This window comes from Streptomyces sp. NPDC047853, from assembly GCF_043204535.1.
Lineage (GTDB): Bacteria > Actinomycetota > Actinomycetes > Streptomycetales > Streptomycetaceae > Streptomyces.
Window position 1 is genome coordinate 519,745 of the sequence record NZ_JBIDCI010000003.1, and the last position, 14,951, is coordinate 534,695.

The following is a 14,951-nucleotide window of genomic DNA, read 5'->3' on the forward strand; positions in this document are numbered from 1 at the left end:
GCCGCACCCTGCGGGCCCCGAGCCGCGTCACGCGCACGCCGAAGCGACCCCGACAGCCACCCGGCCGCCGTACGTCGCTCCGCCTCACACCGAGTTGCCGCACGCGGGGCCTCGTCCCGCGTCCGGTTGCCGCACGCGGGGCCCGGCCCGGCGTCCGGCCGCCGCACCCCGGCCCGGCGCCCGGCCGCCGTACGCGGCCCGGACCACGCCCGGCCGCTGCCGCGGGGGCCGCGGCCGTCTACGAGCCGCCGGTGCCCCTGTCGCCGGCCATGTCCGTGAGCGCGATGGCGTGCTTCCCTCCCGCCTCGGTGACGATCTCGTCGACCGTCTGGGCCTCCCGGACGGTCGCGAAGGCGACACCCCCGTCCGCGCGCCGCACGAAGCCGTGGACCGCGGGACGGGCGAGCGAGTTGTACGCGTAGTGGTGCGCGAAGTAGTACGCCCCCGTGTCCAGCGCCGCCGCGTAGTCGCCCTGCTCCAGCCGCGGCAGGGCGCGCCCGACCGCCAGCAGGTCGCCCGCGAAGCACGCCGGACCCGCCACGTCCTGCACCACGTCCGGCCCCTGCTTCGGCAGCCCCTTGCCGTCGTACGCGGCGATCCGCAACGGCCACGCCCCCGGCGCGTACACCGTCCGCGTCGCGACCTGGACGCCCGCGTGCGTCACCGCGACCGGCCGCCCCCCGGCGCTCTTGGCGTACTCCACCTGCGCCACGACGGTGCCGTGCTCGGCCAGCAGGGACCGCCCGAACTCGGTCACCAGCCCGTACCGGCCGTCGAACAGCCCCGGCACCGCCTCGCGCAGTACGCGCGCGTAGTCCGCGTACGTCGGTGTCGTCTCGTCGGACGCGAAGTTCACCGGCAGGCCGCCGCCGATGTCGAGCGTGTCCACCTGCCGGCGTCCGGCCCGCTCGTTGATCTCCTCGGCGAGCGCGTACGTCTCCGCGACACCCTCGGCCATCAGGGAGAGCGGGATGCCCTGGGACCCGGTGTGCGCGTGCAGCCGGGTCAGCCACGGCCTGTCCAGGTACGCCCGCACCACCCACTCGCGCGCCCCCTCGTCGCGCAGCGCCACCCCGAACTTGGAGGTGGCCGTCGCCGTCGACAGGGCCTCGATGGAGCCCCCGCCGATCTGCGGGTTGACCCGGATGCCGAGCGGTGAGGAGCTCGTCCCCCCGGCCATCAGCGCGTCGATGCGCTCCAGCTCCTGCGGGTTGTCCGCGTTGACGGCGACGCCCAGCGCGAGCGCCTCCCGCAGTTCCTCCGGTGTCTTGGCCGGGGAGTCCAGCACCGTCCGCTCCGGCGGCACCCCCGCCGCCCGCGCCAGCGCCAGCTCTCCCGGGCTCGCGACCTCCGCGCCGATGCCCTCCCCGTGCAGCAGGCGCACCACCGGGACCAGCGGGGACGCCTTCACCGCGAAGGCGTGCAGCACGGGCGTCCCCGGCGCCGTCACCGCCTCGAACGCCGCTTGCAACGCCGCCGCCGACTCCCGGATCCCGGTGACGTCCAGCAGCCCGACGATCGGCGCACCCGGTCCGAGCAGACCCTGTTCCACGGCCGCCCGCACCGCCTCGTCCCGCCGGGCCGCCCGCTCCGTGCCGGTGCCGTGGGGGCCACCGCTCGTGCCCGTGCCCATGCCTTCGCTCACGCGCTTCCTCCGTACTCGCCGCCTGCCTGTGCACACCCCTGGCTGCCTGCCCACGCCATCAAGCCAAACACCCGTGGCGCCCCCGCGCCGGGACACGGGACGTATTGACTAGTTCTATTCACGAAGCGAGGATATGAATAACAGCAGTAACAATCCGCCGGGACCAAGCCACCAGGAGGCAGACCATGTCCGGACCCCGTCCTGTCCGAGCGCCGCGCGGGACCACGCCGAGCGCCCTGGGCTGGCAGCAGGAGGCCGCCCTGCGGATGCTGCAGAACAACCTCGACCCCGAGGTCGCCGAGCACCCCGACAAGCTCGTCGTCTACGGCGGGACGGGCAAGGCGGCCCGCGACTGGCGGTCCTTCGACGCGATGGTCCGCACCCTGGAGACCCTCAAGCAGGACGAGACGATGCTCGTCCAGTCGGGCCGCCCGGTCGGCGTCATGCAGACCCACGAGTGGGCGCCGCGCGTCCTCATCGCCAACTCCAACCTCGTCGGCGACTGGGCCAACTGGGAGGAGTTCCGCCGCCTGGAGGCCCTCGGCCTGACCATGTACGGGCAGATGACGGCCGGTTCCTGGATCTACATCGGCACCCAGGGCATCCTCCAGGGCACCTACGAGACCTTCGCCGCCGTCGCCGCCAAGAAGTTCGGCGGAACCCTCGCCGGGACCATCACCCTCACCGCCGGTCTCGGCGGCATGGGCGGCGCCCAGCCCCTCGCCGTCACCATGAACGACGGCGTGGCGATCTGCGTCGACTGCGACCCCCGAGCCATCGACCGCCGCATCGAGCACCGCTACCTCGACGTGAAGGCCGACTCCCTCGACCACGCCCTCCAGCTGGCCACCGAGGCCCGCGACCGGCGCAGGCCGCTCTCCATCGGCGTCCTCGGCAACGCCGCCGACCTGGTCCCGCAGCTGCTCGCCATGGGCGCCCCCATCGACATCGTGACCGACCAGACCTCGGCCCACGACCCCCTCGCCTACCTGCCCACCGGCCTCGCCTTCGAGGACATGGCCGACGCCGCCGCCAAGGACCCGGCCGGCTTCACCACCCGCGCCCGCGAGTCCATGGCCCGGCACGTCGAGGCGATGGTCGGCTTCCAGGACGCCGGCGCCGAGGTCTTCGACTACGGCAACTCCATCCGCGGCGAGGCCCGGCTCGCCGGGTACGACCGGGCGTTCGCCTTCCCCGGCTTCGTCCCCGCCTACATCCGCCCCCTCTTCTGCGAGGGCAAGGGCCCCTTCCGCTGGGCGGCCCTGTCCGGCGAGGCCTCCGACATCGCCAAGACCGACAAGGCGATCCTCGACCTCTTCCCGGAGAACGAGTCCCTGGCCCGCTGGATCAAGCTGGCCGGCGAGCGCGTCCACTTCCAGGGCCTGCCCGCCCGCATCTGCTGGCTCGGCTACGGCGAGCGGGACAAGGCCGGCGAGCGGTTCAACGACATGGTCGCGAGCGGTGAACTGGCCGCGCCCGTCGTCATCGGCCGCGACCACCTGGACTGCGGCTCCGTCGCCTCCCCCTACCGCGAGACCGAGGCCATGCTCGACGGCTCCGACGCCATCGCCGACTGGCCGCTGCTCAACGCCATGGTCAACGTGGCCTCCGGCGCCTCCTGGGTCTCCCTCCACCACGGCGGCGGAGTCGGCATGGGCCGATCGATCCACGCCGGGCAGGTCACGGTCGCCGACGGCACCGCGCTGGCCGGCGAGAAGATCCGCCGGGTCCTCACCAACGACCCCGGCATGGGCGTCATCCGGCACGTCGACGCCGGGTACGACATCGCCGAGTCCGTCGCCGGGGAGCGGGGCGTGCGGGTGCCGATGCGCGAGGGCGACGGGGCCGGCGAGGGTGACGAGGCGCGCGAGGGTGACGGCGCGTGAGCTTCCACAGCATGTGGGCGGAGCTGCTGCCGATCGGCCGCGGCTCCGCCTCCGGCGGCTACCGCCGCTTCGCCTGGACCGGCGCCGACGCCGACTGCCGGGCCTGGTTCCGGGAGCAGGCCGAGGCCCGCGGGCTGACCTACGAGACCGACCGCAACGGCAACCAGTGGGCCTGGCACGGCGACCCCGCCGCCCGCAACGCCGTGGTCACCGGCTCCCACCTGGACTCCGTGCCCGACGGCGGCGCCTTCGACGGGCCCCTCGGGGTCGTGTCCGCCTTCGCCGCCCTGGACGAACTGCGCGCCAGGGGAGCCCACCCCACCAGGCCGCTCGGCATCGTCAACTTCGGCGACGAGGAGGGCGCCCGCTTCGGCCTCGCCTGCGTCGGCTCCCGGCTCACCGCGGGCGCCCTCACCGTCGAGCAGGCCCACCGCCTGACCGACGGGGACGGCATCACCCTCCCGCAGGCCATGGAGGCCGCCGGCCACGACCCGGACACCCTCGGCCCCGACCCCGAGCGCCTCGCCCGTATCGGCGCCTTCGTCGAACTCCACGTCGAACAGGGCCGCGCCCTCGACCTCTCCGGCGACCGGATCGGCATCGCGTCCGCCATCTGGCCGCACGGCCGCTGGCGGTTCGACTTCCGGGGCGAGGCCAACCACGCCGGCACCACCCGGCTCGCCGACCGGCGCGACCCGATGCTGAGCTACGCCGAGACCGTCCTCGCCGCCCGCCGCGAGGCCGAACTGGCCGGTGCGGTCGCCACCTTCGGCAAGATCGCCGTCGAGCCCAACGGCGTCAACGCCATCCCGTCCCTCGTCCGGGGCTGGCTCGACTCCCGCGCCGCCGACCAGGCGAGCCTGGACACCGTGGTCACCGCCATCGAGAAGGCCGCCCGCGAGCACGCCGCGGCCCAGGGCGCCGAACTGGACGTGGTCCGCGAGTCCTTCACCCCCGTCGTCGAGTTCGACCACGCCCTGCGCGACGAACTCGCCCGGATCCTCGGCACCGGCACGGACCTGCGGGTGCCCGTCCTGGGCACGGGCGCCGGACACGACGCCGGAATCCTCTCCGGGCGCGTCCCGACCGCCATGCTGTTCGTACGCAACCCCACCGGCGTCTCGCACTCCCCGGCCGAGTACGCCGCCGAGGACGACTGCGTGGCCGGGGTGACCGCACTCGCCGACGTACTGGAAGGGCTGGCCTGCACGTGAGGACCACCGAGCGGACCCGGACGTACTGGCTGGAGCACGCCTGGCTCGGCACCCACGTCGAGCCGGGCGTCGCCGTGGACGTGCGCGACGGCCGCGTCACCGCCGTCCGCACCGACACCCCCGCCCCGCCGGCCGGAGCCGAGATCCTGCGCGGACTGACCCTGCCCGGTCTCGCCGACGCCCACAGCCACGCCTTCCACCGCGCCCTGCGCGGCACCGTCCAGGTCGGCTCCGGCACCTTCTGGACCTGGCGGGAGGTCATGTACTCCGTCGCCGACCGGCTGACCCCCGACACGTACCACGACCTCGCCCGCGCGGTGTACGCCGAGATGGCCCTCGCCGGCATCACCGCCGTCGGCGAGTTCCACTACGTCCACCACGCCCCCGGCGGCACCCCCTACGCCGATCCCAACGCGATGGGCGAGGCGCTCATCGAGGCAGCCGCCGAAGCCGGCATCCGCATCACCCTCCTCGACACCTGCTACCTGTCCTCCGGCTTCGGCCGGGCCCCCGACGCCCACCAGCGACGCTTCTCGGACGGGACGGCCGAGGCCTGGGCGGAACGCTCTTCACTTCTCAAGGAACGGGATCACGCGCGGATCGGTGCCGCCGTCCACTCCGTACGGGCCGTGCCCGCCGACCAGTTGGCGACCGTGGCCCACTGGGCCGAGCAGCGGCGGGCCCCGCTGCACGTGCACCTGTCCGAGCAGACCGCCGAGAACGACGCCTGCCACGCCGCCCACGGCCGCACCCCCACCCGGCTCCTCGCCGACCACGGCGTGCTCGGCCCGCGCACCACCGGCGTCCACAACACCCACCTCACCGACGAGGACATCGCCCTGCTCGGTGACAGCCGCACCGGCACCTGCATGTGCCCCACCACGGAACGGGACCTCGCCGACGGCATCGGACCGGCGGCGGCCCTCCAACGGGCGGGCTCCCCGCTCTCCCTCGGCTCCGACAGCCACGCCGTCGTAGACCTGCTGGAGGAGGCCCGCGCCATGGAACTGAACGAGCGCCTGCGCACCCGCACCCGCGGTCACTGGACCGCTGCCGCCCTGCTGCGCGCCGCCGGCGCCGACGGATACGCGGCCCTCGGCTGGGACGACGTGGGCACCCTCGAGACCGGGGCCCGGGCCGACCTGACGACCGTCGCCCTCGACTCGGTCAGAACAGCGGGGCCGCCGCCCAGGCTCGGCGCCGAGACGGCCGTATTCGCCGCGACGGCAGCGGACGTGCGGCACACCGTGGTGGGCGGGCGGCACGTCGTGCGCGACGGGGCGCACACCCTCGTACCCGATGTGCCCGGGGCCCTCGCGCGGGCCGTCGCCGCCCTGCACGCGTAGCAACCGCCCGCCCCAGCACCCGCAAGGACGCCACGGACACCATGAGCAGCAGCACCGTCATCACCAACATCGCCGCACTCGTCACCAACGACCCCTCCCTCGGTGACCGCTCCCCCCTCGGACTGGTCCGGGACGCGGCTGTCGTCATCGACGGCGACCGCGTCGCGTGGACCGGTGAATCAAGCAAAGCACCCGCCACTGACAGCCGGGTCGACGCCGGAGGCCGGGCCGTCCTCCCCGGCTTCGTCGACTCCCACTCCCACCTCCTCTTCGCGGGCGACCGCACCGAGGAGTTCAACGCCCGCATGTCCGGCCGCCCCTACAGCGCCGGCGGCATCCGCACCACCGTCGCCGCCACCCGCGCCGCGAGCGACGCGGAACTGGAGGCGGGCCTCGTCCGGTATCTCGACGAGGCCCTGCGCCAGGGCACCACCACCTTCGAGACCAAGTCCGGCTACGGCCTGACCACCGCCGACGAGGCCCGCGCCCTGCGCGTCGCCGCCCGCCACACCGACGAGGTCACCTTCCTCGGCGCCCACATCGTCGCCCCCGAACACGCCGACGACCCGGCGGCCTACGTCGACCTCGTCACCGGCGAGATGCTCGACGCCTGCGCTCCGCACGCCCGCTGGATCGACGTCTTCTGCGAGAAGGGCGCCTTCGACGGCGACCAGGCCCGGGCCGTCCTCACCGCGGGCAAGGCCAGGGGACTGCACCCGCGGATCCACGCCAACCAGCTCTCCTACGGCCCGGGCGTGCAACTGGCCGTCGAGCTGGACGCCGCCAGCGCCGACCACTGCACCCACCTCACCGACGCCGACGTGGACGCCCTGGCGAGCGGCCGCACGGTCGCCACCCTGCTCCCCGGAGCGGAGTTCTCCACCCGGGCCCAGTGGCCCGACGCCCGGCGCCTGCTCGACGCGGGCGCCACGGTCGCGCTCTCCACCGACTGCAACCCGGGCTCGTCCTTCACGTCGTCCGTGCCCTTCTGCATCGCGCTCGCGGTACGGGACATGGGCATGACGCCGGACGAGGCGGTCTGGTCGGCCACCGCGGGCGGCGCCGCGGCCCTCAGGCGCGACGACATCGGCCGCCTCACCCCGGGCGCGTACGCCGACCTGACCCTTCTCGACGCCCCCAGCCACGTCCACCTGGCCTACCGGCCGGGCGTGCCCCTGGTCGCGGGGGTGTGGAGGCGCGGCGTGCGCAGGGTGTGAGCGCTCGCACGCCGGCCGGGCCCGAACCGCCCCCGGACAGCCCGAAGGGGGGCGGCCCGACGTCGGACCACCCCCCTGGAGGGCAAGCGTCACCCGGCGAGGATCAGTCCTCGGCCGTGAGCCCCTTGCGCAGCCGTACGAGCGTCCGCGACAGCAGGCGCGAGACGTGCATCTGGGAGATGCCGAGTTCCTCGCCGATCTCCGACTGGGTCATGCCCGCGACGAAGCGGAGGGAGAGGATCTTCCGGTCCCTGGAGGGGAGTTCGGCGATCAGCGGCTTCAGCGACTCGACGTACTCGATGCCCTCGAGCCCGTGGTCCTCATAGCCGATGCGGTCGGCCAGCGCGCCCTCCGCGTCGTCCTCCTCCGGCTGGGCGTCCAGCGAGGAGGCGGTGTAGGCGTTGGACGCCGCCATGCCCTCCAGGACCTCGTCCCTGGACAGGCCGAGGTGCTCGGCCAGTTCGCCCACCGTGGGGGCGCGGTCGAGCCGCTGGGCCAGCTCGTCGCCGGCCTTGGCCAGGTCGAGCCGCAGCTCCTGCAGCCGGCGCGGGACGCGCACGGACCAGGAGGTGTCGCGGAAGAAGCGCTTGATCTCGCCGATGATGGTCGGCATCGCGAACGTGGGGAACTCCACACCGCGCGACAGCTCGAAACGGTCGATCGCCTTGATCAGGCCGATCGTGCCGACCTGGATGATGTCCTCCATCGGCTCGCTGCGCGAGCGGAAGCGGGAGGCGGCGAACTTGACCAGCGCGAGGTTCAGTTCGACGAGCGTGTTGCGTACGTACGCGAACTCGTGGGTGCCTTCCTCCAGCGACTCCAGCCGCTCGAAGAGGGTCCTGGACAGGGCCCGGGCGTCCGCCGGAGCCACCTCGTCGTACGCCGGGATGTCCGGAAGCCCGGCCAGTGCGCCGTCGTGTCCGACGGCCACGTCGTGCTGCTCGATGGGATCCAGATGTTCCGGAGGGAGTGTCGACGTCGCTTCTTGGGTACGCGATCCGTCGAGCCGGGGTGACATGATGTCCTCCATCGTTCTCGGCATACGGCTGCCGAAGCCAATTGCGTGCACTGCGGTGTGCGGCGCCTCCAAAGCCGGCCGTGTCGGGTTACGTGTTCCTACTAGGCCTACCGGGTTTACCGAGCCAACCGCAAGTGTGTTCTGTGCATGTATGTCCGTTTGTGTGCGGTTGTTCGGGTGTCGGAGTGCGCGGGGAAGGCGTAGTGTTCGAGGGCGTCAGCAAGCAGTCACGACCTCGGGAGAGAGAAACGGCATGGACCGCGGGACGGTCGGCAGTGCCCAGTCGGGCCGGCTTCTGGTGGAAGTACGGGAAGAGGGCCCCAGTGCCGTCGTGACACCGGCGGGTGAGTTGGACCACCACACCGCCGAGCTGTTGCGCGAGCCACTGGAGGACTGTCTCGCCAAGGGATTCAACCGGCTTGTCGTCGATTGTTCGCGTCTGGAGTTCTGCGACTCCACAGGGCTCAACGTCCTGCTCGGCGCGCGGTTGAAGGCGGAGGCCGCGGGGGGCGGTGTGCATCTGGTGGCCATGCAGCCCGTAGTGGCTCGCGTGTTCGAGATCACGGGGGCCGAAGCGGTCTTCACCCTCCACGACACGCTCGAGGCCGCCCTGGCCGACGAGTCCGACTGAGCCCGCTCCGGCCCGGCCGGCGGGTTCCGTGCGCTCCCTGGGGCGGGCGTTTTCACCCCGTCCCGTGTTTCGTGGCCAATACAGGGGTGTTCGGACGGTTCGGTCGGGCAGGAGACATCCAGAACCGACTGTGTACGACGTTGAAACATGAACTGGTGAATCGGTGAGGTGAAGCGCTGATGAGCACCACCCGGCCCTACTCGCCGGGCGACCGCGGTCCGGAGCCCAGCGGCGCTTCCGGGGGCTCCGAGGGGGGCGGTGTGTCCGGGACCGGGGAGTCCGACGAAGGCGTGTCCGCGGGGCAGGCCGCCGCGATCGGGGCGTCCGCGTCCCCGTCGCCCGCGCAGGCCGTGGCCGCGCCCGAGAGTGCCGTCGCGCGTGCGGAGAACGGTGGGCGGCAGGTGCGCAGACTGAGCTTCGACGACCAGAGCGGGGTCGTCCCGCTCGCCCGTGACTTCACCCGCCAGGCGCTGTATGCCTGGGGCTGGTTGCCCTCGTCCACCGCGGATCAGCGGGCCGCCGCCGAGGACGTGCTCCTCGTGGTGTCCGAACTGGTCACCAACGCCTGTCTGCACGCAGAGGGGCCGGACGAGCTGTCGATCACCTGCGAGAAGAAGGTGATCCGGCTGGAGGTCTCCGACCGCGGCACGGGAGAGCCGGCGCCGCGCACCCCGCACCGCGCCGGGCGGCCCGGCGGACACGGCATGTTCATCGTGGAGCGGCTGTGCCTGGACTGGGGCGTGGTCCGCACACCGGGAGTCGCGGGCAAGCGGGTCTGGGCGGAACTGGGAGCACCGGCGTAGGGATCGGCGCCTGCCGCCGTTCCCCCACCCTGCCGCCGTTCCCCCACCCTGCCGCGGAGCCGCCCCGGCTGCTCAGCCTCGGCCTCCGCCCCTCGCCGTCCGCCGTCACCCGGCGGTCCCGTCACCGTCCTCGCCCTCAGTCCTCCGTTCCCTCGCCCCGTGCCCGCCTGAACGGCCTCCTCCCGGCCGAGACCCGGACGCGGGGCCTGCGTGCGTCGGTACGCCTGCGCACGCCTCCGGCTCCCGCCGACCGCCCACGACTCGGCACGACCGCCCCTCGGCTGCCCACGCTCGGTAGCGCCTGCCTACGCCTGCCTACCGACGGCCCACGCGGGGCCTACGAGGGCTCACGACGGCCACAGGCCGTCCCACGGCCCCGCCAACGGCTCCGCGGACGGTGCGGGGCGCCCCGGGCCCGGCGCCCGCCCCCGAACACGGCGAAGGGGCCACCGCGCCCACCCGGACGCGGTGACCCCTTCCTCGCGGGCGGGTCTCAGCGGACGTCGCCCATGAGTTCCTTGACGCGCTTGCGGTACATCCAGATCGCCAGACCGGCGACCACGGCGAGCGTGGCTTCCGCCGCCACGATGCCCGTCTTGTTCAGGTCGACGCCGGCGATGGAGAGCAGACCGGTCGTGGCGTCACCGGCGGTGACGGCCAGGAACCAGACGCCCATCATCTGCGAGGCGTACTTCACCGGCGCCATCTTCGTGGTGACCGACAGGCCCACCGGGGAGAGCATCAGCTCACCGCAGGTCTGGACGAAGTAGATCGCCACCAGCCACATCGCGGCGGCCTTGTGACCACCGTCCGCGATGGCCAGCGGGGCCAGGAAGAGGAAGAAGGACAGGCCGACCAGGACGAGGCCGAACGAGAACTTCACGATGGTGCTCGGTTCCTTGCCGCGCCGGGCGAGCGCCAGCCACAGCGTGGCGAAGACCGGGGCGAGGGCCATGATGATGACCGGGTTCACCGACTGGAACCAGGAGACCGGGAAGTCCCAGCCGAGCACGCTGGTGTTGGTGGAGGAGTCGGCGAAGATCGCCAGGGTCGAGCCGCCCTGGTCGTAGATCATCCAGAAGACGGCCGCGGCCACGAAGAACCAGATGTACGCGGACATCTTCGACTGCTCGGCGCGGTCCAGCGACCTGTCGCGCTTGATGCGGGTCAGCACCAGCACCGGGATGATCACGCCGAGCAGGGTCAGCGGGACCAGGATCCAGTTCAGGGTGTAGTTCCCGGAGAAGCCGACGATCGCGTAGAAGACGACGGCGAGCGCGGCCCAGAACGCGGACTTGCGCAGCGTCGAGGTCTTCTCCGCCGCCGACAGCGGCTTCGGGACCACGCTGGAGTGCGGCGCCAGGTTGCGGCTGCCGATCAGGAACTGGATCACGCCGAGGCCCATGCCGACCGCGGCGAGCGCGAAGCCCAGGTGCCAGTTGACGTTCTCGCCGATGGTGCCGATGATCAGCGGCGCCGCGAAGGCACCGAGGTTGATGCCCATGTAGAAGACGGTGAAGCCACCGTCGCGGCGCGGGTCGTCGGGGCCGTCGTAGAGCTGGCCGACCATCGTGGAGATGTTGGCCTTCAGCAGGCCCGAGCCGATGGCGACCAGGCCGAGGCCGGCGAAGAACGTGCCCGAGGAGGGCAGCGCCAGCGTCAGGTGGCCCAGCATGATGATGCCGCCGGCGACGGCGACGGTCTTGCGGGGTCCCCAGACACGGTCGCCGAACCAGCCGCCCGGCATCGTGAGCAAGTACACCAGCGAGAGGTACACCGAGTAGATCGCGGTCGCGGTGCCGGCGTTCATGCCGAGACCGCCGGGGGCCACCAGGTACAGCGGGAGCAGAGCCCTCATGCCGTAGTAGGAGAAACGCTCCCACATCTCGGTCATGAAGAGAGTGGCCAGTCCGCGGGGGTGGCCGAAGAAGGTCTTCTCGGAACCGGGGGTGCCCGGTGTGACCGAGTCCTTCGTCAGGCTGGACGCCATGGTCGATCCTTGCTGGTCGGGACGCGCTCATGCGGCGATGCGCGCCCGGTGGGGGGCGGCCGGCACCGGCGGCCTTCGTCCGCCCACCCCACGCCCGAGGGATTCCGCTCCGGATCACGGAGCGCGGGACGGCGACCACCGGGATCCACGCCTCTGCGCGCGTCACTGCACGCGGTGAGGCCCGGCCACAGGTCATTCCTTTCAAGGTCGGCCGTGGGGGCCGACCCGCACACAAAAGAGACCTTCAGCGTCGAACTGTCGCCAAAGGTCCCCAGGGTGCTACAGGCGCTGATTCACCATACGGCAGGACACCGCCCGGTATGGAAGGACTTGAGACCGGGATCACAGGTGAGAACGGAACCGCGAACGATCATTCGCAGGTCCTTTCCAGGATGGCACCCCGCAAGCCGCAGGTACGCGCCGGGGGTCGGCGGGGCCCAGGGCGCCGGGGCGCCCGGCTTGTCCGCAGGTAAGAGACCGCGGGTGCGATCACGCCCCGGGCGCTGCTCCGAGCGGACTACCATCAGCTCATGACCCGTGTACTGCTCGCCGAGGACGACGCGTCCATCTCGGAGCCGCTGGCCCGCGCACTGCGCCGGGAAGGGTACGAGGTCGAGGTGCGTGAGGACGGACCGACCGCACTCGACGCCGGGCTGCAGGGAGGCGTCGACCTGGTCGTGCTGGACCTGGGCCTGCCGGGCATGGACGGGCTGGAGGTCGCCCGGCGGCTGCGGTCCGAGGGCCACGCCGTGCCGATCCTGATCCTGACCGCGCGCGCCGACGAGGTGGACACCGTCGTCGGGCTGGACGCGGGCGCCGACGACTACGTCACCAAGCCCTTCCGTCTCGCCGAGCTGCTCGCCCGGGTCCGCGCCCTGCTGCGGCGCGGGTCCGTCGAGCCCCCGCAGCCGCCCGCCACGCACGGCGTGCGTATCGACGTCGAGTCGCACCGGGCCTGGATGGGCGAGGAGGAGCTCCAGCTCACCGCCAAGGAGTTCGACCTGCTGCGGGTGCTGGTGCGCGACGCCGGCCGGGTCGTCACCCGCGACCAGCTGATGCGCGAGGTCTGGGACACCACCTGGTGGTCGTCGACCAAGACGCTCGACATGCACATCTCCTGGCTGCGCAAGAAGCTGGGGGACGACGCGGCGAACCCGCGCTACATCGCCACCGTGCGCGGTGTGGGTTTCCGCTTCGAGAAGAACTGAGCACGAGTGGGGCCGAGTGCCCGCAGGGCCTGCCCGGGTAAGAGGACATGCGCCGCCGACTGATCCAGTCCACGCTCGCCGTGGTGCTCGTCGTGATCGCCGTTTTCGGCGTCTCCCTCGTGATCGTGGAGACCCGCACGATCAGCAGCACCGCCCAGGAACGCGTCGACCTGGAGGCGGTGCGGCTGGCCAGCATCGTGGACAGTCGGCTGCTCGGCACCGGGACGGTCGACGCGGCGTTCCTGCGGGAGCAGGTCGCGGACGCCCGGTACGCCGAGATCCGCATCCCCGGCCGCACGGTCATCGAGGTCGGCAGCCGGCCGACCGGTGAGGTCATCCGCGGCAGGGCCACCGGCGAGGAGGGCGAGACGGTGCTCGTCGAGGAGCCCAGCTCCTCGGTGACCCGCGAGATCGGCCGTACGCTGCTGATCATCGGCCTGGTGGCGCTGCTCGCGGTGGTCGCCGCGGTCCTGCTGGCGATCCGGCAGGCCAACCGCCTCGCCTCCCCGCTCACCGACCTCGCCGAGACCGCCGAACGCCTCGGCTCCGGCGACCCGCGCCCCCGCCACAAGCGCTACGGCGTCCCCGAGCTGGACCGGGTCGCGGACGTGCTGGACTCCTCCGCCGAGCGCATCGCCCGGATGCTCACCGCCGAGCGCCGCCTGGCCGCTGACGCCTCCCACCAGCTGCGCACCCCGCTGACCGCGCTGTCCATGCGGCTGGAGGAGATCACCCTCACCGACGAGCCCGAGACGGTGAAGGAAGAGGCGACGATCGCGTTGTCGCAGGTGGAGCGGCTGACGGACGTGGTGGACCGGCTGCTGACGAACTCCCGCGACCCGCGCAGCGGCTCGGCCGTCACCTTCGAGCTGGACGACGTCATCCAGCAGCAGATCGCCGAGTGGCGGCCCGCCTACCGCAGCGAGGGGCGGGCGATCGTCAGCTCCGGCAAGCGGCACCTGACGGCCGTCGGCACCCCGGGGGCGGTGGCGCAGGTGCTGGCCGCGCTGATCGAGAACAGCCTGATGCACGGCGGCGGCACGGTGGCCCTGCGGACCCGGGTGACCGGCAACCAGGCGGTGGTCGAGGTCACCGACGAGGGGGCCGGTGTCCCGGCCGACCTGGGCGCACGGATCTTCGAGCGGACCATCAGCGGGCGGAACTCGACGGGCATCGGCCTGGCCGTGGCCCGGGACCTGGCGGAGGCGGACGGTGGCCGGCTGGAGCTGCTCCAGGGCCGCCCCCCGGTCTTCGGCCTCTTCCTGTCCCGTACGCCGCCGTCGAAGCAGGGCTCCGGCGACTCGGACGGGACCGTGCGCTAGCCGCTTCGGCCCCAGGCGGCCGGACGGGTCAGCGGCGGGCCGCGGGGGTGCCGTCGGGCGTGGGCACCGCTGTGGGGTTCTCGTGCTCCAGGAAGGTCTCCGCCCGCGTCACCGGCCGCCGGGCCGGCAGCGCGCGGAAGACCCAGCTGCGGTACGACCAGAAGCGGAAGAGCGTGCCGATGCCGATGCCGAGGAACTTGAAGATGTTGCTCTGCAGCGGGCTGTCCCAGCCGAAGCCGTACGTCGCCGTGTAGAGCACGCCGTTCTCGATCACCAGTCCGATCGCGCTGAAGACCAGGAACAGCGTCATCTCGCGGGTCCGGTGGCTCTTGTCGCGGTCCCGGTACGTGAAGTAGCGGAAGCCCAGGTAGTTGAAGACGATCGCGACGATCGTCGCGACGATGCTGGCCCGCACCACCTGGAGGTCGGTCACGTGCCGTACGAAGTTGAAGACGAGCAGGTTGACCAGCACCCCCGCGCCGCCCACCGCGCCGAACTTCGCGATCTCCCTGACCAGCCGGTCGACCCGTCCCCGCACGGCGCCGCGCGGCGCCGGGGGAGTGGGGGGAGCCGTATGAGCACCCGAGGAACCATGTCCCATGGTCGTGCAGGCCCCCGTCCGTGGGTCGGCGTCAATCCGTTCATGCTAACCACCCGGACGCGCGATCTTC

At 72.5% G+C, this 14,951-nt stretch carries 12 protein-coding genes; 8 read left to right on the forward strand and 4 right to left on the reverse strand.

The genetic code is table 11. The features are described 5' to 3' along the window. Positions 1–238: 238 nt before the first annotated feature. The gene (locus ACGF5T_RS09240; protein WP_366766815.1) at positions 239–1,633 is read right to left on the reverse strand and encodes a diaminopimelate decarboxylase; all 1,395 of its coding nucleotides are present in this window, start codon (positions 1,631–1,633) and stop codon (positions 239–241) included. A gap of 197 nt (positions 1,634–1,830) precedes the next feature. Here ACGF5T_RS09240 and hutU point away from each other — a divergent pair, with 197 nt between their 5' ends. Genes hutU through hutI form a run of 4 tightly spaced genes read left to right on the forward strand, consistent with a single transcriptional unit; the run spans position 1,831 to position 7,308 of the window. Further along, positions 1,831–3,531, forward strand: coding sequence for a urocanate hydratase (gene hutU / locus ACGF5T_RS09245; RefSeq protein ID WP_361013685.1), 1,701 nt, complete (start codon positions 1,831–1,833; stop codon positions 3,529–3,531). Next, positions 3,528–4,745: an allantoate amidohydrolase gene (locus ACGF5T_RS09250; protein ID WP_366766768.1), complete on the forward strand. Its 1,218-nt coding sequence runs from the start codon at positions 3,528–3,530 to the stop codon at positions 4,743–4,745. Before hutU ends, ACGF5T_RS09250 begins: the two co-directional genes overlap by 4 nt. After that, complete coding sequence (locus tag ACGF5T_RS09255) at positions 4,742–6,091, forward strand: formimidoylglutamate deiminase (RefSeq protein ID WP_361013679.1); 1,350 nt, start codon at positions 4,742–4,744, stop codon at positions 6,089–6,091. The genes ACGF5T_RS09250 and ACGF5T_RS09255 overlap by 4 nt, the downstream gene beginning before the upstream one ends. Positions 6,092–6,132: 41 nt before the next feature. Beyond that, complete coding sequence (gene hutI, locus ACGF5T_RS09260; RefSeq protein WP_361013676.1) at positions 6,133–7,308, forward strand: imidazolonepropionase; 1,176 nt, start codon at positions 6,133–6,135, stop codon at positions 7,306–7,308. A gap of 103 nt (positions 7,309–7,411) precedes the next feature. Here hutI and ACGF5T_RS09265 read toward each other — a convergent pair whose 3' ends face one another. Further along, complete coding sequence (locus tag ACGF5T_RS09265; RefSeq protein WP_356608809.1) at positions 7,412–8,338, reverse strand: RNA polymerase sigma factor SigF; 927 nt, start codon at positions 8,336–8,338, stop codon at positions 7,412–7,414. A gap of 241 nt (positions 8,339–8,579) precedes the next feature. On the opposite strand from ACGF5T_RS09265, the gene ACGF5T_RS09270 reads away from it, so the two are divergent. Continuing rightward, a complete protein-coding gene (locus ACGF5T_RS09270; protein ID WP_121747439.1) occupies positions 8,580–8,957 on the forward strand; it encodes an STAS domain-containing protein in 378 nt (125 codons plus the stop codon). 179 nt (positions 8,958–9,136) lie between these two features. Continuing rightward, positions 9,137–9,760 carry an ATP-binding protein gene (locus ACGF5T_RS09275; protein WP_356608807.1) on the forward strand — a complete coding sequence of 208 codons (624 nt, stop codon included), beginning with the start codon at positions 9,137–9,139 and terminating at the stop codon, positions 9,758–9,760. Positions 9,761–10,253: 493 nt separating this feature from the next. On the opposite strand, the gene ACGF5T_RS09280 is transcribed toward ACGF5T_RS09275, so the two are convergent. Next, a complete protein-coding gene (locus ACGF5T_RS09280; protein WP_356608805.1) occupies positions 10,254–11,750 on the reverse strand; it encodes an MFS transporter in 1,497 nt (498 codons plus the stop codon). A 530-nt stretch (positions 11,751–12,280) separates the two neighbouring features. Here ACGF5T_RS09280 and ACGF5T_RS09285 point away from each other — a divergent pair. Beyond that, positions 12,281–12,958: a response regulator transcription factor gene (locus ACGF5T_RS09285; protein WP_053132192.1), complete on the forward strand. Its 678-nt coding sequence runs from the start codon at positions 12,281–12,283 to the stop codon at positions 12,956–12,958. Between the two features lie 47 nt (positions 12,959–13,005). Then, positions 13,006–14,280 (forward strand): ATP-binding protein, encoded by a 1,275-nt coding sequence (locus ACGF5T_RS09290; protein ID WP_356608803.1) that lies wholly within the window; start codon positions 13,006–13,008, stop codon positions 14,278–14,280. A 28-nt stretch (positions 14,281–14,308) separates the two neighbouring features. Here the strand turns inward: ACGF5T_RS09290 and ACGF5T_RS09295 are convergent, their stop codons facing one another. Beyond that, a complete protein-coding gene (locus ACGF5T_RS09295; RefSeq protein WP_356608801.1) occupies positions 14,309–14,881 on the reverse strand; it encodes a GtrA family protein in 573 nt (190 codons plus the stop codon). Positions 14,882–14,951 lie beyond the last annotated feature (70 nt).

Bases quoted from the DNA above. Each gene is read 5' to 3' on its own strand.
- hutI (WP_361013676.1), top strand. From the start codon at position 6,133: ATGAGCAGCAGCACCGTCATCACCAACATCGCCGCACTCGTCACCAAC.
- ACGF5T_RS09275 (WP_356608807.1), top strand. From the start codon at position 9,137: ATGAGCACCACCCGGCCCTACTCGCCGGGCGACCGCGGTCCGGAGCCC.
- ACGF5T_RS09240 (WP_366766815.1), bottom strand. From the start codon at position 1,633: ATGGGCACGGGCACGAGCGGTGGCCCCCACGGCACCGGCACGGAGCGG.
- ACGF5T_RS09290 (WP_356608803.1), top strand. From the start codon at position 13,006: ATGCGCCGCCGACTGATCCAGTCCACGCTCGCCGTGGTGCTCGTCGTG.
- ACGF5T_RS09270 (WP_121747439.1), top strand. From the start codon at position 8,580: ATGGACCGCGGGACGGTCGGCAGTGCCCAGTCGGGCCGGCTTCTGGTG.
- hutU (WP_361013685.1), top strand. From the start codon at position 1,831: ATGTCCGGACCCCGTCCTGTCCGAGCGCCGCGCGGGACCACGCCGAGC.
- ACGF5T_RS09265 (WP_356608809.1), bottom strand. From the start codon at position 8,338: ATGGAGGACATCATGTCACCCCGGCTCGACGGATCGCGTACCCAAGAA.
- ACGF5T_RS09285 (WP_053132192.1), top strand. From the start codon at position 12,281: ATGACCCGTGTACTGCTCGCCGAGGACGACGCGTCCATCTCGGAGCCG.
- ACGF5T_RS09280 (WP_356608805.1), bottom strand. From the start codon at position 11,750: ATGGCGTCCAGCCTGACGAAGGACTCGGTCACACCGGGCACCCCCGGT.
- ACGF5T_RS09295 (WP_356608801.1), bottom strand. From the start codon at position 14,881: ATGGGACATGGTTCCTCGGGTGCTCATACGGCTCCCCCCACTCCCCCG.